The 18,374-nt window shown below is 67.5% G+C and carries 16 protein-coding genes; 9 read left to right on the top strand and 7 right to left on the bottom strand.

Annotated elements, in window-relative coordinates; all coding sequences use genetic code 11:
• Window positions 1-73: 73 nt before the first annotated feature.
• Window positions 74-721 (top strand): pyridoxamine 5'-phosphate oxidase, encoded by a 648-nt coding sequence (gene pdxH / locus OJA40_RS10855; protein WP_208426938.1) that lies wholly within the window; start codon window positions 74-76, stop codon window positions 719-721.
• Between the two features lie 224 nt (window positions 722-945).
• Here pdxH and OJA40_RS10850 read toward each other — a convergent pair whose 3' ends face one another.
• Window positions 946-1,317: a hypothetical protein gene (locus OJA40_RS10850; protein WP_263809160.1), complete on the bottom strand. Its 372-nt coding sequence runs from the start codon at window positions 1,315-1,317 to the stop codon at window positions 946-948.
• 236 nt (window positions 1,318-1,553) lie between these two features.
• Here OJA40_RS10850 and OJA40_RS10845 point away from each other — a divergent pair, with 236 nt between their 5' ends.
• The 4 genes from OJA40_RS10845 (at window position 1,554) to OJA40_RS10830 (ending at window position 5,742) form a co-directional block, all read left to right on the top strand.
• Window positions 1,554-2,393 carry an aminotransferase class IV gene (locus OJA40_RS10845; RefSeq protein WP_208426936.1) on the top strand — a complete coding sequence of 280 codons (840 nt, stop codon included), beginning with the start codon at window positions 1,554-1,556 and terminating at the stop codon, window positions 2,391-2,393.
• Window positions 2,394-2,633: 240 nt separating this feature from the next.
• Complete coding sequence (locus tag OJA40_RS10840; RefSeq protein ID WP_208426935.1) at window positions 2,634-4,301, top strand: class I SAM-dependent methyltransferase; 1,668 nt, start codon at window positions 2,634-2,636, stop codon at window positions 4,299-4,301.
• A 51-nt stretch (window positions 4,302-4,352) separates the two neighbouring features.
• Entirely contained in the window at window positions 4,353-5,150 is a 798-nt protein-coding gene (locus tag OJA40_RS10835) for a bifunctional class I SAM-dependent methyltransferase/HIT family protein (RefSeq protein ID WP_208426934.1), read from the top strand.
• A gap of 46 nt (window positions 5,151-5,196) precedes the next feature.
• Window positions 5,197-5,742 (top strand): YybH family protein, encoded by a 546-nt coding sequence (locus tag OJA40_RS10830; protein ID WP_208426933.1) that lies wholly within the window; start codon window positions 5,197-5,199, stop codon window positions 5,740-5,742.
• Between the two features lie 70 nt (window positions 5,743-5,812).
• Here OJA40_RS10830 and OJA40_RS10825 read toward each other — a convergent pair whose 3' ends face one another.
• Window positions 5,813-8,173 (bottom strand): ATP-dependent helicase, encoded by a 2,361-nt coding sequence (locus OJA40_RS10825; protein ID WP_208427503.1) that lies wholly within the window; start codon window positions 8,171-8,173, stop codon window positions 5,813-5,815.
• 214 nt (window positions 8,174-8,387) lie between these two features.
• Here OJA40_RS10825 and OJA40_RS10820 point away from each other — a divergent pair, with 214 nt between their 5' ends.
• Window positions 8,388-10,448: a M1 family metallopeptidase gene (locus OJA40_RS10820; RefSeq protein ID WP_208427504.1), complete on the top strand. Its 2,061-nt coding sequence runs from the start codon at window positions 8,388-8,390 to the stop codon at window positions 10,446-10,448.
• 192 nt (window positions 10,449-10,640) lie between these two features.
• Window positions 10,641-11,951: a NupC/NupG family nucleoside CNT transporter gene (locus OJA40_RS10815; RefSeq protein WP_208427505.1), complete on the top strand. Its 1,311-nt coding sequence runs from the start codon at window positions 10,641-10,643 to the stop codon at window positions 11,949-11,951.
• A 159-nt stretch (window positions 11,952-12,110) separates the two neighbouring features.
• Here the strand turns inward: OJA40_RS10815 and OJA40_RS10810 are convergent, their stop codons facing one another.
• The 5 genes from OJA40_RS10810 to OJA40_RS10790 all read right to left on the bottom strand — a co-directional run bounded on the left by OJA40_RS10810 (window position 12,111) and on the right by OJA40_RS10790 (window position 16,520).
• Window positions 12,111-12,857, bottom strand: coding sequence for an energy transducer TonB (locus OJA40_RS10810; protein WP_263808948.1), 747 nt, complete (start codon window positions 12,855-12,857; stop codon window positions 12,111-12,113).
• A gap of 123 nt (window positions 12,858-12,980) precedes the next feature.
• Window positions 12,981-13,811 (bottom strand): L,D-transpeptidase family protein, encoded by an 831-nt coding sequence (locus tag OJA40_RS10805; RefSeq protein WP_263810620.1) that lies wholly within the window; start codon window positions 13,809-13,811, stop codon window positions 12,981-12,983.
• Between the two features lie 59 nt (window positions 13,812-13,870).
• Window positions 13,871-14,605 carry an HAD family hydrolase gene (locus tag OJA40_RS10800; protein ID WP_263810619.1) on the bottom strand — a complete coding sequence of 245 codons (735 nt, stop codon included), beginning with the start codon at window positions 14,603-14,605 and terminating at the stop codon, window positions 13,871-13,873.
• Window positions 14,606-14,790: 185 nt separating this feature from the next.
• The gene (locus OJA40_RS10795) at window positions 14,791-15,630 is read right to left on the bottom strand and encodes an enoyl-ACP reductase FabI (RefSeq protein WP_208427068.1); all 840 of its coding nucleotides are present in this window, start codon (window positions 15,628-15,630) and stop codon (window positions 14,791-14,793) included.
• A gap of 56 nt (window positions 15,631-15,686) precedes the next feature.
• On the bottom strand, window positions 15,687-16,520 hold the full coding sequence (locus OJA40_RS10790; protein ID WP_208427069.1) for an inositol monophosphatase family protein: 834 nt from the start codon (window positions 16,518-16,520) through the stop codon (window positions 15,687-15,689).
• Between the two features lie 139 nt (window positions 16,521-16,659).
• Between OJA40_RS10790 and OJA40_RS10785 the strand changes: the two genes are divergently transcribed.
• Window positions 16,660-17,496 carry a hypothetical protein gene (locus tag OJA40_RS10785; protein WP_208427070.1) on the top strand — a complete coding sequence of 279 codons (837 nt, stop codon included), beginning with the start codon at window positions 16,660-16,662 and terminating at the stop codon, window positions 17,494-17,496.
• A 63-nt stretch (window positions 17,497-17,559) separates the two neighbouring features.
• The gene (locus tag OJA40_RS10780; RefSeq protein WP_208427071.1) at window positions 17,560-18,357 is read left to right on the top strand and encodes a biotin--[acetyl-CoA-carboxylase] ligase; all 798 of its coding nucleotides are present in this window, start codon (window positions 17,560-17,562) and stop codon (window positions 18,355-18,357) included.
• Window positions 18,358-18,374 lie beyond the last annotated feature (17 nt).

The raw sequence follows: 18,374 nt of genomic DNA, 5'->3' as shown, positions 1-18,374 counted from the left end.
CGGCCCGCCCGAAACGAGGGGTTACACCGGGGCGTTCTGAATTTGCTGTTTTCGACCACAACTCGCTTTGCCCATGTCCAAGCTCGCTGATCTACGCCAGGAGTACGCCCGGGCCGAGCTCTCGCGCACCCACGTGACCGACGACCCGATCGAGCAGTTCCGGGACTGGTTCGACGAGGCCGAAGACGCGGAGCTGGAGGAGCCAAACGCCATGACGCTCGCCACCGCCGCCACGGACGGCACGCCCTCCGCCCGCATCGTGCTGCTGAAGGGCCTCGACGACCGCGGCTTCCACTTCTATACAAACTACGAAAGCCGCAAGGGCACCGACCTGAGCCAAAACCCGCACGCGGCACTCGTCTTCCTGTGGAAGCCGCTCGAACGGCAGGTGCGCATTGAGGGCACGGTCGAGCGCCTGCCCGCCGAGGAGTCGACCGAGTACTTTCACCGCCGCCCCCGCGGGGCGCAGATGGGGGCCTGGGCCTCCCCCCAGAGCCGCGTGGTGGACAGCCGGGCCGACCTGGAGGAGAACCTGAACACCGTGAAGGCCGAATACGGAGACGAAGACGAGATTCCCCGGCCCTCCCACTGGGGCGGCTACGTGGTGCGCCCCACGGAGGTCGAGTTCTGGCAGGGCCGCCCCAATCGCCTCCACGACCGCCTCCGCTACCGCCGGTCCGACCCGGCAGGCGACTGGACCCTCGAACGCCTTGCGCCGTGAACGAAGTGAACAAGTGCTTTCAGAGTGCGCCGTGAACGAAGTGAGCAAGTGCTTTTAGAGTGCGCCGTGAGCGATAGCGAGGAAGTGCTCTCGGGGTGCGCCCTGAGCAAAGCGAGGAAGTGCTCTCGGGGTGCGCCGTGGGCGACGGTCACAGCAAGCTCACCCTCCTCGTCGAACGTCGCCCAATGCCGACCGAGCCCCTCGTATGCGGACGGCGGGGCGGGCTACGCCAGCAGGAGGTAGAGGACGAGAAGCACGACCGCGGCGGCCCCGAGCACGCCCGCCACACCGCCCGTCGACATCGTGAGGGCTGCCGGCTCCCCCGTCCCGTCGGGCTCGTCCGGCCGGTCCACCGGCTGCGGCAACAGGTCGGCGGCGTCGAGGGCCTCGTAGGCGTCCTGGGCCGCCCCGCTCATGCCCACCAGCTTGACCCCGTGCGGCCGCTGCATCTGCGGGTGCATGCCGCCCGCGTCGTCGGCCTGTACGAACGCTTCGATGTCCGCCTCCCGCAGGTACTCTTTTGCCACCTCCGCGTCGCGGCGCGTCGAGTAGATGGCGAACACGGTGGTCTCTTCGGTGGATCGATCGCGGGACACGGCACCTGAAGGGGCGGATGAACGAGGACCGCTGTGGCATCGGATCGGCCCGAGCCCTGTGTTATGGTTAACTATTTCTTTGCAAAACGTCAACTCCGGCGGCGAAAATCCCGATTGCCTGCTCCTCCTGGGGGATGGGCTCCGTCCCCCACTGCGTTTCTCCCCTGAACCCCTTACGTTGAGTCGTCCCCCGCAGGGCAGCGCGCGCTCAATTTCGGCTAGACGCACCCATTCCGATGACGGTCTACTTCAACGGCAGCTACATGGACAAGGCGGACGTGTCCATCTCCCCCGACGACCGGGGGTTCGTGTTTGGGGACGGGGTCTACGAGGTGGCCCGCGCCGAGGACGGGCGGCTGTTTCGGCTTGCCGACCACCGCCGGCGCCTCGCCCGCAGCCTGGAGGCCATTCGGCTGCACGATGTCGACCCCGACGCCCTCTGGGAGCGCGTCCGCGGGCTGCTGCCCCGCAACGGCCTGGACGCGGGCCCCGCAAAGGTGTACCTGCAGGTCACCCGCGGGGCCGCGCCGCGCCAGCACGCCTTTCCCGACCCGCCCCCCGAGCCGACCGTCTACGCCCGTGCCGAGGCCCACGAGCCGCCGCTTGAGAAGTGGCGCAACGGCGTGGCGGTGATCCTGCGGCCCGACCAGCGCTGGGCCCGCTGCGACATCAAGTCGCTCAACTACCTCCCCAATGTCCTCGCCAACCAGGCCGCCCAGGAGGCCGGGGCCTACGAGGCGCTGCTGGTGCGCGACGGGTTCGTGACGGAGGGCAGCCACTCCAGCATGGCGGCCGTGTTCGACGGCACCGTGACGGTCCACCCCTTCACGAACCGCACCCTGCCGAGCATCACGCGCACCGTGATGCTGGAGCTGTGCGACGCCCTGGGCCGTCCCGTGGAGGAGTTTCCCGTGGCCGTCGACGCCCTGCCCGAGGCCGACGAGCTGTTTCTGATGGGCACCACGACGGGCATCATGCCGATCGTGCAGGTGGACGACTGGACGGTGGGCGACGGCACGCCGGGGCCCGTGGCGCAGGAGCTGCTGGAGGCCTTTCGGGCGCTGGAGCCGGCGTAGGGCCGCGGTCGGGCCCTCCGCGGAGCGCAGAGCGGCGGATCGGGGCGTGTGGGTGCTGCATCTCCCCGGAGTCTCTCTGTCAATCGGTGCCAAAACTTGAACCCACGGCCCGTACTTTGTTTTTTTAGTTTCACATCCCGAAAAATAATTGCGATGTCCGCCACATAGCGCTGGCGTGCGCCGATTACGGCACCGTTTCGCTACTTGGAGGCATCGCTCGATAACGCCCATTTATAGCCGATGTCCGCGTATAAACAGCGGCCCAACGACTTTTTTCGACGCTACGAGCGTACTGATACCGAAGTGGTGCATGGCGACTGGCTCCCCTTGCTTCCAAGCACGCAGCTTCTGGTGCTCGACGTGGGAGCAGGATCGGGCCGCGACGCCGCCTGGTTTGCGGATCAAGATCATGAGGTAGTTGCGGTCGAGCCTGCAGACGCACTGCGGAAGCGCGCTCAGGAGAGACATCCGTCTCCCCGCATTCAGTGGCTCGACGACCAGCTTCCGGCGCTGGACGCCGTCCACGATCTCGACTACACGTTCGACGTCATCCTGCTGAGTGCCGTCTGGATGCACGTTCCTCCCTCGGAGCGAGAGCGCGCTTTCCGCAAGCTCACGGAACGCCTCAAGCCCGGCGGCCACCTCGTCATTACGCTCCGCTCCGAACTGCCGGATGGCAATCGCACGGCCTACGAAACCTCGACGTCTGAACTGCGCGATCTGTCACGTTCTTTCGCACTCGAGCTCCTGGACGCGACGCAAACTGACGACCAGTTGGATCGAGCCCTGGAATGGACAACGGTCGTCTTCCGACTGCCGGACGACGGCACCGGCGCCCTGCCGCTGATCCGACATATTCTAATCAACGACAACACATCCGCCACCTATAAGCCTGCCCTGCTGCGCTCCATCCTCCGGGTGGCCGATAACGCGAAGGGCGCCGTCTTGGAGGAAACCCAGGACCACGTGGATATTCCCCTTGGGATGGTAGCGCTGTATTGGCTGCGCATGTATCGTTGGCTCATTCTGAATCGGGGATATCACCAAATGCCCCCGGGAAATGGCCCCCCCGCCTTTGACGACGAACACTTTCAATTTCTGCGGCGGCTTTCTGAGTCGGACTTTCGGCTCGGTCGGCGCTTTACTGGGGACGAGGCCCGCCACCTCATCGAGACGTTCCGGACCATTCGAGACACCATCCGGGAGGGGCCTGCTCACTTCATCACCTACCCAGGGACGAGCGATCAGGTATTTGAGTATGGAAGTGGGCACATCCGTTCGTCAGATGAACTCACCCTCGACCTCGAATTCCTACGTACGGTGGGGACGCTTCGCGTGCCCCGACATGTATGGGATGCACTCGCTCGGCACGCCAGTTGGATCGAACCGTCCATTTTGAGCCGCTGGGTGGAGTTGCTCGAAACCTACGACGGCACTGCGTCCCCCGGTGCGTACCGCGATGCACTAGCCTGGCCCAACGTGGAGCATTCAACCCAGGAAGTCCGCAAACTGGCCATACAGCTCCAGCAGTCAGGAGAACCTCTGTACTGCGTGTGGTCCGGAGAACGCCTAAACAGCGGATACGAAATTGACCACTGTTTCCCCTTCAAGCACTGGCCGAACAACCATCTTTGGAACTTGCTGCCAGCGTCATCGCAGTTGAACGCAGAGAAGTCCGATCGTCTTCCCTCGGCACAGCAGGTGGAAGCAGCCGCCGATCGCATACAGGACTGGTGGCACCGAGCCTACCAGAAAACCCGCTACGAGCCCCGGTTCTACGAGGAGGCGAATGCGGCGCTCCCGCTCCGATCGGACGAGACCACGCTTGACGATCTTCTAACTGGTCTCCGACGCCAACGCGTTCGACTTCGGACGGACCAGCAAATTGCCGAGTGGAGCGCGGAGTAGCATCATCCAACTCTCCCGACCGGCCTCACCGTCACTGGGTCCCTAACTCTCGTGCCCCGCCGCCAAAATCCATACGCGCACCTTACAGCGAAGGAGCGGGACCGGCCCTCCTTTCCCACCCGCAAGCTCCTCGGGCTCGGCCACATCGAGGGTCGCGTGCTCGACTACGGCTGTGGGCATGGGGCCGACGTTGACTTTCTGCGCGAGAAGGGGGTTGAGGTTGAGGGCTACGATCCCCACTACGCCCCGGAACGCCCGGACGGCACGTTCGACACCATCCTGTGCCACTACGTCCTCAACGTCTTGCTTCAGCGGGAACAGACGGACGTGCTGATGGACGTGTCTGAATTGCTACGCCCCGATGGTACTGCCTTCTACACGGTCCGCCGGGACCTTCAGCGCACCGGGTACCGCCAGCACTACAAGCATAACGTCCCGACCTATCAGACCAACGTGGGCCTGCCGTACGAGACCGTCGTGCGCACCGAGTTCTGCGAGATCTATCAGTATCGCCCGTACCCGCAGCGCCCCTCCGACCCCGAGACCGACTGTGTGCTCTGCAATCCACCATCAGAAACGACGCTGGTCTCGGAGTCCGCGCAGTCCGTAGCGGTGAGAAACGACGATTCCGCCGCTGACGGACATACTCTCGTGCTCCCCAAGCGACACGTGATCAACTATTTCGACCTCGCCGAGCGCGAGCAACGGGCGTGCTGGCTGCTGGTGAACCGTGCCCAACGCATGCTGCGCGAACAGGGGGCATCCAACATCTTCCGGGTGGGACTCAACCTCGACCAGCCGGCCCCGAAAACCGTCGAGCATGCCCACCTGCACGTCGTTCCGTTGTGAAGCCCCGCGTCTCCAAACACGTCAGGGAAACGACGTACGTCCCACGATGAACCACATACAGGTGCGGCATCCATCTCTCCCGTCCGAAAATCCTTATCCCCCGTTCGACCACCCCAAGCGCATCGCCGAGATCTGGGTCGAGGCCTGGAACCGGCGCGACGCGGACCGGCTGGCGGAGCTGTTTGCGGAGGACGCCGAGTTCGTGAACGTGACCGGGCTCTGGTGGCACGACCGCGAGGCCATCCGCCAGGCCCACGACTACGGCCTCCGCACCATCTTCGACCAGTCGACGATCGCGCTCGTAGAGCGGCGCGTCCGGTGGCTCGCGGGCGGCGCGGACACTACTCCAGCCGTGGCGGTCGTGCACGCCAAGATAAAGCTGGAGGGCCAAACCGCCGTGGCCGAGGTGGACGATCCCCGGCCCCGCCGCACCATCTTTACCTTCGTGGTGCGCCGCACGGACGACGACTGGCGCTGCGTCGCCGCCCAAAATACCGACGTAGCCCCGGGCGCGGAGACCAACGTCATCGACGACCAGGGACAGATGCACTCCGTCAGCTATCGATCGGACGACCTCCCCGATCTAAACTGACACCCTCACTCTCCCTCTCTCCCACTCTCCAGTGCCCCCAACGCCCCCCTTCCCTCTTCCCTCTTCCCCCTTACCCCACAACCCGAAGATTCGCGTACTTCAGCTTCAGCTTCTTGTTGCCCACGTCCGACCCGAAGAAGACGACCGCGGTGGCCTTGTCGCCCTCCCCCTCCAGGGACTGCACCTTGCCCCGCCCAAACTTCTGGTGCTCCACCCGGGCGCCCGGCACGATCTCGCCGTGCCCCTCGTCGTAGACCACGCGCCGCCCGCCGCCCCCGTCGGTCGACTCGATGCGCCGGAGGCCGTCCGACGAGGAGGTCGTCCCGCCGTCGCCGCTCAGGTCCTGCCGGTAGTAGTGCGGGTCCATCTCGTCGTAGTCCTGCGACGAGCCGTCGCCCGCCGAGAAGCGATCGGTCTGCTGCTCCAACTCGCCGCCCGCCTCGGTGCGCACCACGTCGGAGTCGACCTCCTCCAGGAAGCGGCTGCGCGTGTTGGAGGTCTGTTCGCCGTAGCGGTAGCGGCTGCGCGCCCAGCTGAGGTAGAGGCGCTCCTCCGCCCGCGTGACGCCGACGTAGAAGAGGCGCCGCTCCTCCTCCAGCTCCGCCTTCTCCTGGGTCGCCTTTTCCAGCGGAAAGAGGCCCTCCTCCAGGCCCGCCACGAACACGACCGGAAATTCGGTCCCCTTCGCGGCGTGGAGCGTCATGAGCGTCACCTTGTCGCCGCCCCCCTCCGCCTCGTCCTGGCCGGTCATGAGGGCCACCTCCTGCAGGAACGTGCTGATCGTGGCGTCCTCGGTGGACTCGACGTATTCGGCCAGCGCGCTGATCAGCTCCTGCACGTTCTCCCAGCGCTGCAGGTTTTCGCGGGTGTGCTCCTTGCGCAGCTCGCTGAGCAGGCCGGCGTCCTGAATCAGGTCGCGCGCCAGCTCGTCGGCCGGCACGCTGCCGGTGCCCGCCTTCGAGGCGCAGCGCGCGATGAGGCGTCGAAATTTGCCGACGGCCCGCTCGGCGCGCGTGCCCAGCGTCTCGATCTCCTCCACCCGCTCCACGGCCTGCCAGAGCGAGAGGCCCTGCTGCTGGGCGTAGCGCTGGAGGCGCTTCTGCGTCTTGTCGCCGATGCCGCGCGTGGGGTAGTTGATGACGCGCTGCAGGCTGGCCGTGTCGTTCGGGTTCACCAGCAGCTTCAGGTACGCCAGCACGTCCTTGATCTCCTTCCGCTCGTAGAAGGAGGTGCCCCCGATCACGCGGTACGGCACGTTCTCCTTGCGCAGCGCCTCCTCGATGGCCCGGCTCTGGGCGTTGGTGCGGTAGAGGACCGCAAAGTCGCCGTACTCCATCCCGTCGCGCAGGTGCAGGTCGCGGACGCGGCGCTCGATCTTTTGCGCCTCGTCCTTCTCGCTGAGCGCCTCCATGAGCGCCACGTACTCCCCCTCCGCGTTGTCCGTCCAGAGGCTCTTCTCGATCTGGTCGTCGTTCTCCTCGATGATCGAGTCGGCCAGGCGGATGATGTTCTCGGTGGAGCGGTAGTTGCGCTCCAGCCGGATCGTGGTGGCGTCCGGGTAGTCGTTGTCGAAGTTGAGGATGTTGGTGATGTCGGCCCCGCGGAAGGCGTAGATGCTCTGCGCGTCGTCGCCCACCACGCAGAGGTTTTTGTGGCGGCCGGACAGGGTGCGGGCGAGGACGTACTGCGCCTGGTTCGTGTCCTGGTACTCGTCGATGTGGACGTACTGCCAGCGCCGCTGGTACTTTTCGAGCACGTCCTCGTGCTGCTCGAACAGCTCGATCGGCTTCAGCAGCAGGTCGTCGAAGTCGAGCGCGTTGGCCTGCTGGAGGGCCCGCTCGTAGGCGGGGTAGACCTCCGCGACGATCTCCTGCTGGTCCCCGCGCGCCAGGTCCGCGTACTCCTGCGGGTCGATCATTTCGTTCTTGGCGCTGGAGATCATGCGCTGCACCGACCGCGGCTTCACCACGTCGGTGTCGAGGCTGCGCCCCTTCATCTGCTGTCGGATGAGGCGCTTCGAGTCGGTGGTGTCGTAGATGGAGAAGTCTTCCGAGTAGCCGATCTTGTCCCCTTCCATCCGCAGCAGGCGGGCGAAGGAGGAGTGGAAGGTGCCCACCCACATCCCCCGGGCGTCGTCGCCCACGAGGGCCTCCACCCGCTCCTGCATCTCGTTGGCCGCCTTGTTGGTAAAGGTGAGGGCCAGGATGTCGCGCGGCTGGGCCTGGCCCGCGGCCAGCAGGTAGGCGATGCGGTGCGTGAGGGCGCGCGTCTTGCCGGAGCCGGGCCCGGCGATGATCATGACCGGCCCCTCGGTGGTCGTCACGGCCTCGCGCTGCTTGTCGTTGAGCCCGTCGAGGATGCGCTGCTCGGCCTCGGGGTCGGGGTCAACCTGGGTGTGGGTCGTGGAACGGCGGATCGGAATGCGGCGCATGCGGCGGGGCAGGAATCAGTGTAAGGCAGGCCTATCGACATGCGTCTGTACGCCCGGGGCACGGTGGCGTTCGGGCGCCGGGCCCAGGGCGCCGGGCCGGGCGCCGGGCCGGCCCTAACCATGCTTTAACGTTTTCGTCCTTCTAATTCGCCCACAGAAGGATTACGTTACAGGGTGTTGGCGCTTTTTCTCATCAATCCCCCTCCCTCCCGCCATGCGTCTCCGTCCTCGCCTGCTTCCCTGCGTCCTGGTCGCGGCGCTCGTCCCCATGCTCTGGGGCGGGGCCTTCGCCCAGCAGTCCCCCGACCAGGTGCCCGAGCACAACCTCGAGGCGTTCGAGCCGGTCGACTTTCCCGACCCGAACCGCTACCGCGACGCCGACGGCAGCCCCGGCCGCGCCTACTGGCAAAACGAGGCCGACTACCAGATCGACGTGGCGCTCGACACGGCGCGCAAGCGCGTCACCGGCACCGAGACCATCACCTACACCAACAACGCCCCGGAGGCCCTGGAGCGGCTCTGGGTGCAGCTGGAGCAGAACTACTTCAAGACGGGCAGCCGCGGCAACGCCGCCGTGCCCGCCGACGCCCGTTTCGGGGGCTTCTTCGAGGAGGCCGGGTACGACCTTTCGAACCTCCAGCTCCGGCGCGGGGGCGAGACCACGACGCCGGACACGCTCGTCGACGGCACCCGGATGCGCGTGTCGCTCGATGAGCCGCTCGCGTCCGGCGACAGCCTTCAGCTCTCGTTCGACTTCGCGTACACGCTCCCGGCGGACGGCGCCGACCGCCACGGCTGGATGGCAATGGAGGCCGGCACCGTCTACCAGTTCGCCCAGTGGTACCCGCGGATGTACGTCTACGACGACGTCCACGGCTGGAACCCGCTCCCCTACCTGGGCCAGGGCGAGTACTACCTGGAGTACGGCACCTTCAACGTCAACATCACCGTGCCGCGCAACATGATCGTGGGCGGCACCGGGCGCCTTCAGAACCCCGACGACGTGCTCACGGAGACGCAGCGCGAGCGGCTGGCCGAGGCGCGCCAGAGCCGCGAGCCGGTCATGATTATCGACAGCACGGAGGTGGGCGCCCCGTCCACCCGGCCCGACGGGACGGGCCGCCTGACCTGGCGGTACGAGGCCGACCGGGTGCGCGACTTTGCGTGGGCGGCCTCCAGCGCCTTCATCTGGGACGCGGCCCGGGCCGACGCCGGGGACCGCACGGTGCTTGCCCAGTCGCTCTACCCGAAGGAGGGACTCGGCACCGACCAGAACCCCGGCTGGGAGCGGTCGACCGCGTACACCCAGCACTCCGTCGAGTTTTACTCCGACTTCGTGGCGCCCTACCCCTACCCCAACGCGATCAACGTGGCCGGGCGGGTGCAGGGCATGGAGTACCCGCAGATCGTGTTCTGCGACGTCAACTCGCGCGGGCGCTCCCTCTTTCAGGTCACCGACCACGAGTTCGGGCACACCTGGTTTCCGATGGTCGTCGGGTCCGACGAGCGCCGCTGGGCCTGGATGGACGAGGGCCTCAACACCTTCCTGAACCAGTACTCGGCGCTCGACTTCTACGGCCAGGGCCGGGTGCCGCCGGCGAAGGTAATGGGCGGCCTCTCGAAATACGTGACGAAGCAGATGGGCTCCCCCTTCGGGGACCAGCCGATCATGACGTACGCCGACCGCGTGCGCGACGACGCCCTCGGGTTTCTTGCCTACCTGAAGCCGGGCTACGGCCTGATGGTGCTGCGCGAACACGTGCTGGGGCCCGAGCGCTTCGACTCCGCCTTCAAGGCATACTTCGACCGCTGGGCCTACAAGCACCCGAAGCCCGCCGACTTTTTCCGCACCATGGAGGACGTGAGCGGCGAGGACCTGGACTGGTTCTGGCGGAGCTGGTTCTACGAGACCGACGCGCTGGACCAGGCCGTCGACTCGGTGGCCCGCGGCGACACGACGATGGTGACGGTCTCGCAGAATGAGCAGCTGATGCTGCCGGTAACGGTGCAGCTCACCTACGCGGACGGTTCTACGGAGCAGCGCCGCATCCCCGCCGCGGCCTTCTACACGCGGGACACCAACACCCTGCGCGTGACGGACGGGCCTCTGCAGCGCATCGCCCTCGACCCGAACCAGATCCTGCCGGACATGAACCGGGGCAACAACATTTGGACGCCGTCGGACGCCACGGAATCGTCGTCTACGGGGTCGTCCACGGGGTCGTCTACGGGGTCGTCTACGGAGACGGAGTCCGCTTCGGACTCGGGTCGCTAGAGGAACGACACTCCATTCCGGGAAGCATCCACAGGGGCACTCGGCCGTCCGCCGGGGCCCCTGTTGTGTTGCGGGGGCGACGAACGCTCGGGCCGGGGCGACTTGTGTTCGCGTCCATGGTGGTTATCTTACGCTCGGCTCGGAGGGAGGGCTCCGCCGTACTCCCCTCGTCTTACATCCACACGCGCCTTCATGTCGTTTCCCGTCGCCCTGCTTCGCGGCCTCATCGGCCTTGTCGTCTTCGTCGGCATCGCCGTGCTGTTCTCCACCAACCGCAAGGCCATCAACTGGCGGCTCGTGGGCGCGGGGATCGGGCTGCAGCTCGTTTTCGCGGTCCTCGTGCTGAAGACCGGCCCGGGGGAGATGCTGTTCGACACCCTCGCGACCTTCTTCGACACGCTGCTGTCGTTTACGTACGAGGGGTCGGAGTTCATCTTCGGCGACCTGGGCAACCCGGACGAGGGCAACAACTTTGCCTTTCAGGTGCTGCCGACGATCATCTTTTTTGCCTCGCTGATGGGGGTGCTCTATCACCTGCGCATCGTGCAGCCGCTCGTGAACGGCATGGGATGGGTCATGCAGAAGACCCTGCGCATCTCCGGGGCCGAATCGCTGGCCGCCGCGGCGAACGTGTTCATCGGGCAGACGGAGGCGCCCCTGGCCGTGAAGCCCTACGTGGAGGACATGACGCGCAGCGAGATCATGACGCTCATGACGGGCGGGATGGCGACCATCGCGGGCGGGGTGCTGGCCGCCTACATCGGGTTTCTGGGCGGGGGCTCGCCCGAGTCGCGGCAGCTGTTCGCGAAGCACCTCCTGTCGGCGTCGGTGATGAGCGCGCCCGCGGCAATCGTGATGGCGAAGATTCTGGTGCCGGAGACCGAGACCCCCGCGACCCAGGGCGGGGCCGAAATCCAGGACACGGAGGAGGCCGACAACGTCATCGAGGCCGCCGCCAACGGGGCCTCCGACGGCCTGCGCCTGGCCCTCAACGTGGGCGCCATGCTGCTCGCCTTTCTGGCCCTCATCGGCACCATCAACGCCGGGTTCGAGTGGGTGGGCGCGCCGGTGGTGTACGGCGTTGAGCTCTACAACGTGAACGAGCTCGTGGCGCAGGCGTCCGGCGGCCGCTTCGACGCGCTCTCGCTGGAGGCGGTGTTCGGGTTCCTCTTCGCCCCGCTGGCGTGGGCGATGGGCGTGGGGGCGGCCGACATCCTGCAGTTCGGCACGCTGCTCGGGGAGAAGGTGGCCGTGAACGAGTTCGTGGCCTACGCCTCGCTGCGCGACCTCCAGGGGGCCCTCAGCGAGCGGTCCACGATTATCGGCACGTACGCCCTGTGTGGGTTCGCCAACTTCTCGTCCATCGCGATCCAGATTGGGGGCCTCGGGGGCATCGCGCCGTCGCGCAAGAGCGAGATCGCGGCGCTCGGCCTGCGGGCCGTGCTCGGGGGCGCGCTCGCCTCGTGGCTCACCGCCACGGTCGCCGGCGTCCTCGTGGCCTAGCCGTGACCCAGCGGACGGGGGCTTTCTCCGCGCCGATCGCCTCCACATACGCTCGGCCCCACATACGCTCGGCCCCTCCGCCGGGGGGCCGAGGGGCCGAGTGCAGGGGGCGCGGGGCGGGCCGGCCCGGACGGACCGGCTGCGGCCTGGAAGGCGGCCCTACCGCATCTGGAACGGAATGTTGAACTGGACCCAGCTCTCAGTTGGGGTCCAGCTGCCGTCTTCCAGAACGTAGGCGGGCTTCCACGTGGCCTGGGTCGCGGCCTTCAGGGCAATGCGATTCAGCGTCGGGTGCGGCCCCGAGAGCACCTCCACGGCGTCGGCCCGAGAGGTCGCGTTCTCCCCCTCGCCCTCCACGTCAAGGTGTACCTGCAGCTGCACGACGCCGGAGTACTCCTCCGACCGCAGGCTGTCGGGCCACGTGATGTTGTCGGGCGACTGATCGCGCTGGGGCTCGCGGAAGTACTCGGTGATCGCTTCGTAGGCCACCTTCTGGTTCTTGTTCAACAGGTCCGACTGCAGCTCCCCGTTGCTCTGCAGAACGTTCCCGCCCAGGTCCACCTCCTCCAGTTGCGGGGCGGCGTACTCCTCAAAGAGCGAGTCGACGACCATCGGATTGTTGCGGTAGAGCGGCAGGAGGCTGCGCTTGATCGCCGCCTGGAACTGCTCCTGATTGACGTCGCCACTCGCCGACAGCTGCACCTCTGCGTTCTCAACGCCCATGCTGGAGAGGCTGTCGAGCGTGATGAACACCGCCGAGGTGTCTACCCCCTCCGCCCACCAGTGCATGTCCGACGTCTGCCAGCCGTCCGGCGGCGCCGTGGGGCTGTTGCCGCCGCCGCACCCGACGACAACGAAGAAGAGAACGCCGACGAGCGCTGTGGCGATGTTGCGGGTCGAAAACATGATACAATCCTGTAATCAGTGAGATGGGTGAAATTGTGCTACGATGTTAGGAGCCCGGTCCGGAGGCGTTCCCGGCGTGGGGCCGGCTCGGGGCGGGGTCGGGGCGGGGTCGGCCGGGTCCGGTTATTCGATGAGCACCGGCGTCCCGACGCGCACCTGCTCCCAGATCACGTCCATGGCTCCGTTGCGAATGGCCACGCAGCCCTGCGTCCAGGCGGTCGCGTCCCCCGTGCCGTCGCCGTGAATCTCAATCCACCCGCCCAGGTCCGTGCCCATGGGCGGCATCCGGTGTTCCTGCTGGGCCTGCCGGATGGCCTCGTACTGGGCGCGGGAGATGAGCCCCGCGTTCACCCCCCGGCGTGCGTCCTCCACCTTCGGGTAGTTGAGCACGAGCGCCTTGTAGAACTCGCTCTGCGGGTTCTTGTGGACCACGTAGAACGTCCCCTCGGGCGTGCGCCAGTGGTCGGGGCGGGTTGTGCCGCCGTTTCGCTTCTTGTCGGCGAAGGCGTTGTAGGCCATGTCCGCCTCGAAGGCGTGGGCGAGCGCCGCCCCGCGGTACACGTAGACGCGCCGCTTCCGCTTCGAGACGCGGATCCACACGTTGGACAGGGCGCCGGCGGCGACGTACCCGGTCGTGCCCCCGTCGGTCCGCACCCGGCACCAGTCTCCATCGCACGACAGGCGCCGGACGGGCGTGCGCATCGCCAACCGGGTCACCGGAGCGTTCAGGCCGGAGCGGTTGTGCAGGGTCGCCGCTTCTTCGGCCACGTAAAACAGCGGCGTCGCTTCCAGGGCGCCGCCCTGCCCTGCGAGGTCGCCCGAAGCGGGGGCCGGCGATGGCGCCACGGCGTCCCTTTGGGTGGTATCGGGCGGGGCGCTCGGCTGGCCGGCGGCCGACGACAGGCCGCCCGCCAGTCCCCCAAGGAGAAGAAGCAACCATCCTATCGTGCGCATGACACGTCGGCTGACGAGGGTGAGACGCGGACGCTCGGAGCGGTGCGTAGGGGCTCGAATTAGGAGTCGTTCCGGGCCCGACAATATCGGAAGGCCTCCAAGACGCCGTCAAGAACCGTTCCCTCCGTCACATGGTCCACCTGGGCCCGCACCGTCGCGTCGGCGTTGGCCGGGGCGAACGACGTTCCGACGGCGTCGAGGGCCTCCAGGTCGGTCTCGGCGTCGCCGATGTACGCCGTCTCGTCGAGCGCCAGCCCGAGGCGGTCGGCCAGCCACTCGACCCCGTCCCGCTTCGTGATGCCGGGCGGCACGACGTCCACCGAAATGTCGGTCGCAAAGACGTGGAGGCCGGGGGTCTCCTCGGCCACGAACTGCTCGGCCCGGGGCTGCAGGGCCCGAATTTCGTCCGCCTTCGGCGAGACGACCCCGGTCTGCGTGCGCTTGGCGTGGTCGATCGAGATCTGGGTGCCCGGCACGCACTCCGTCACGAACCACTCTTCCACGACGCGCAGCTTGGCCTCCACCTCGTCGGTCAGGTGCGGGCTCCAGGCGGTTTGGGCCACCACCGGGTCGAACTGCCCCCCGCCGGCCTCGAACAGCACCGGCGTGGTGAGGGCGAGCGCCTGCGTCATGGCCTCCACGTACGGGTAGGAGCGGCCCGAACAGAGGGTGAGGGCCGGGGCCGGGTCCGCCTCGTGTGGGAGCCGACGGAGCGTGTCGAGCCCCGCCAGGTCGTACGCCTCGTAGGGCGACGCCAGGCACCCGTCAATATCGGCAATGAACAACTTGGTCACGGCAGAAAATCGTTCGAGCAAGAACGGAAGGCACCGGGGCAACCGGTGTCCCCAATCATGGACGAGCAAGCGTGGTGCATGAAGACGTGAGGCGTGAAGCAAATCGTCTTGTGGGGCTCACGATTCACGCATCACTCAGCGCGCACTTTACGAAAAAGCAGGGCGTACCCGGTCGGCTCCCCGCTTTACGACGCGTCCTCCTCGTCCCCAGCAAACGACTCCTTCATCGCCTCCACGATCTCGTCGGAGATGCCCATGGTGGAGAAGCCGCCGTCGTGGTAGAGCGTCTGCATGGTCACCATGCGCGTGAGGTCGCTGAGGAGCGTCACGGCGTAATCGGCGCAGCTGTCGGCGTCGGCGTTGCCGAGGGGGGCGACGCGCTCGGCAAACTCGTACATCGCGTCGAAGCCGTCGATCCCGGAGCCGGCGGTCGTCTTCGTCGGGCTCTGGGAGATGGCGTTGATGCGGATGTCGCGCTCGCCCAGCCGGTAGCCGAAGGAGCGCACGATGCTTTCCAGCAGCGCCTTGGCGTCGCCCATCTCCGAGTACTTCGAGAAGATGCGCTCGGCGCCGATGTAGCTCATCGCCAGGATCGACCCGCCGTCGTCGATCGCCTCGGTGTCGAGGGCGTGGTTCACGATGCGGTGCAGGCTCACGGCGGACACGTCGAGCGTCTGCTCGTACCAGTTGTAGTTGAGGTCCTCGTAGGGCACGTCCTTGCGCACGTTGACGCCCATCCCGATGGAGTGGACGATGAAGTCGATCGAGCCGTACTCGTCCTTCACCTCTTCGAAGAGCGCGGCGAGCTCCTCGTCGTCGGTGGCGTCGGCCCAGATGATGGGGCTGTCCGTCTCCTCCGCCAGCGCGTCGAGGGAGCCGAGGCGGCGAGCCACCGGGGCGTTGGAGAGGACAAAGTCCGCCCCCTCGCGGTGACAGGCCTGGGCAACCGACCAGGCGATGCTGTCCTCATTGAGGGCCCCAAAGATGACGCCCGTCTTTCCGTCGAGCAGGTCGTAACCGTCCATGACAGTCGAAGTCGTAGTTGGAAGAAAATGAGCAAGGAGAGGCCCCGCGCGGCCGGCTACAGTCGCACGTCGTCCATCGGGGCCAGGTGGCCCAGGAGGGCGGCGTGCACCGGCCCGTTGGTGGCGCACATCTGTTGGTCGAATACGGGCGTGAGCCCGGCGTCGTCGTGATAGTTTGTGACCCGTCCGCCGCCCTCACGCACGAGCAGGGCGCCCGCCGCGATGTCCCAGGGGTTGAGCCCGGTCTCAAAGAAGCCATCGAACCGGCCGCAGGCCGTCCAGGCCAGGTCAACCGCTGCGGATCCGTGCCGGCGCACCCCTTGAGCGTCGCGGAGGATGTCGGCCAGCACGTCCAGGTACCGGTCCGTGTGCTCGAACCGGCGGTAGGGAAACCCCGTCGCCAGGAACGCCTCCCCAAACGCGTCCGTCGCGCTCACCTCTTCTTCCTCCCCGTTCACCTGAAGCCCGTGCCCCGCCACCGCCGTAAAGAGTTCGTCGCGCGGCACGTCGAGCACCACGCCGACCACAATCTCGTCCTCCTCCTGCAGCGCGATGCTGACGGCGTAGGGCGGCACCTGATGCATGAAGTTTGTCGTGCCGTCGATCGGGTCCACGATCCAGCGCCGCCCCGACACGACCGGCGCCTCCCCGTCGCCCGCCGCCCCTTCCTCGGCGAGGATGGCGTCTCGGGGAAAGGTCTCCCGGAGAGACTCGACGATGACCGCCTGGGCCCGCTCGTCGGCATCGGTCACGAAGTCGTTGCGGCTTTTGTCGCGCACGCCGCCGGGCCTGCCGGCCTGCTCCTGAATGACGGCGGCGGCCCGGCGGGCCGCCTGCACGGCCGTGTCGAGGAGCAGGTCGTACGGCGAGTCGTGCGTAGGGGGGTCCATCTGTGCACGGTTGATTGCGGGCGCCGGGGGCCGAGCGCCCCGAAGACTTTACGAAGCCCATTGCGCGGGCCGAAACTTTTGTCCGGTTCTAGGCTAGCGGTACCGGAATGCGTCCCAACATATAAACCGACGATGAGTGATGCAGCCCGCCCCCTCCAAACGCGCCCGTTTTTTACATATCATTGTGGGCGGGTGGCTCCTGGCGCTCGGGGGCTTGGGCTGTACGTCCCCCCCCGAGCACGGCGGGACGTACGCCGCGTTCGGCGCCCTCGACACGATTGAGGCCACAGACACGCCTCGGGACTCGGCCCTCGCCGTCCTTGCGCAACTAAACCGGACGGCGTTCGACTCGGCCTTTGCCCGTCTCGACGCGTACGCCGTCACCCGGACCGTGCGGACCGAGCAGCTGGACACGACCGGGGCCACCACCGCCTACCGGACGCGCACGCTCCGGTACCCGCCCGGCCCCGGCCCCGGAACGATCCAGCGGGCCGACTCGGCCGGCCGCTTCCAGGCCGGTGGGGTTTTGGCACGCCTCACCCCTTCGCAGTCCCCCCGCGCCCGTCCCGGCAACCTGGCGGGGCAGGCCCTCGCCGACCAGCCGGCCTACCTCGCCCCCCGCACGCAGGAGGCCTATCGCTACGCCCTCCGGCGCGACTCGCTTCTGGACGGCACGCCGACCCACGTGGTGGAGGCGAAAGTGCGCTCGGGCGAACGGGGCGCCGACCGGAGCATCCGGTACGCCCGCCTCACGGTCGATCGTGCGTCGCACGAACTGGTGGGCCTCACCACGACCCGGGCCAGCCGGATTCTGCTGTTCCGCGAACGGAGCCAGATCACGCTCCGCCTCCGCCGCGCCCCCGACGCGGCCTGGGTGCCCCACCTGACCCGCGTCCGGGCCGTCGTGGACGTGCCCCTTCGCGCCCCGCGCCAGTTCCGGACGGTGTCGGCGTACCGCGGGTACGCCGCCCGTTAGCAGCGGGCCGCAGGGCGGTGTTCACGCCTCGTCTCGATTGCCCCGCACCGACGCTTTCGTCTCATGCCCCTTTCCCTCGCCGCGGACACGCGGGATCGGCTCTCCACCGACCGCTTCGGCCGGTCGATGCGCGGATTCGAGACGGTCGGCTCGACGAACGAACGGGCGGCGCAGTGGGCCGCGGCGGGCGCGCCGGAGGGCGCCACGGTGCTTGCCGAATACCAGACCACCGGGCGGGGGCGCCACGGGCGCGACTGGACGGCCGACAAGGGCCGCAATCTTCTCTTCTCCGTGGTGCTCCGTCCCACGCTGCCGCCGGACCGGTTTGGGCTTCTCACCGTGGCCGCGGGCGTGGCCGTGGCCGAGGCGATTGAGGACTTCGTCTCGCCCCACTCGGCCGCCCTCAAGTGGCCCAACGACGTTCTACTGGAGGGCCGAAAGGCCTGTGGCATCCTGCTGGAGTCGTCTCTGGGCCCGCCCCACACCGACGCCGTGGTCGTGCTGGGGGTCGGCCTCAACGTGAACCAAACCGACTTTCCCGACGCCCTCGCCGATACGGCCACGTCGCTCCGCCTCGCCGGCGGCCGTGCCGTGCCGCGCCCTCCCCTCCTGGCCCGGCTGCTCCGGGCCCTCGAACGTCGGTACGACGCCGTACAGCACAACGGGGCCGATGCGGTCCGCGACGCGTTCCGGGAGCGCCTTGCCGCCCTTGGGTCGTCCCTGTCCCTGCGCCTCCCCGGCACCGACGAGACCCTCTCGGGCACCGTGCAGGGCATCACGGCGACCGGGGCCCTGCGGCTGCGCACGGCGGACGGTACGGAGAAAACGGTGCACGCGGGCGAGGTCACGACCCGGCGCTGAGTCTTTCATTTTCCCTC

Origin of the sequence: Salinibacter pepae (assembly GCF_947077775.1) — a bacterium.
Lineage (GTDB): Bacteria > Bacteroidota > Rhodothermia > Rhodothermales > Salinibacteraceae > Salinibacter > Salinibacter pepae.
Note: the sequence above shows the minus strand (reverse complement) of the source record. Positions and strands in the feature narration are given on the sequence as shown.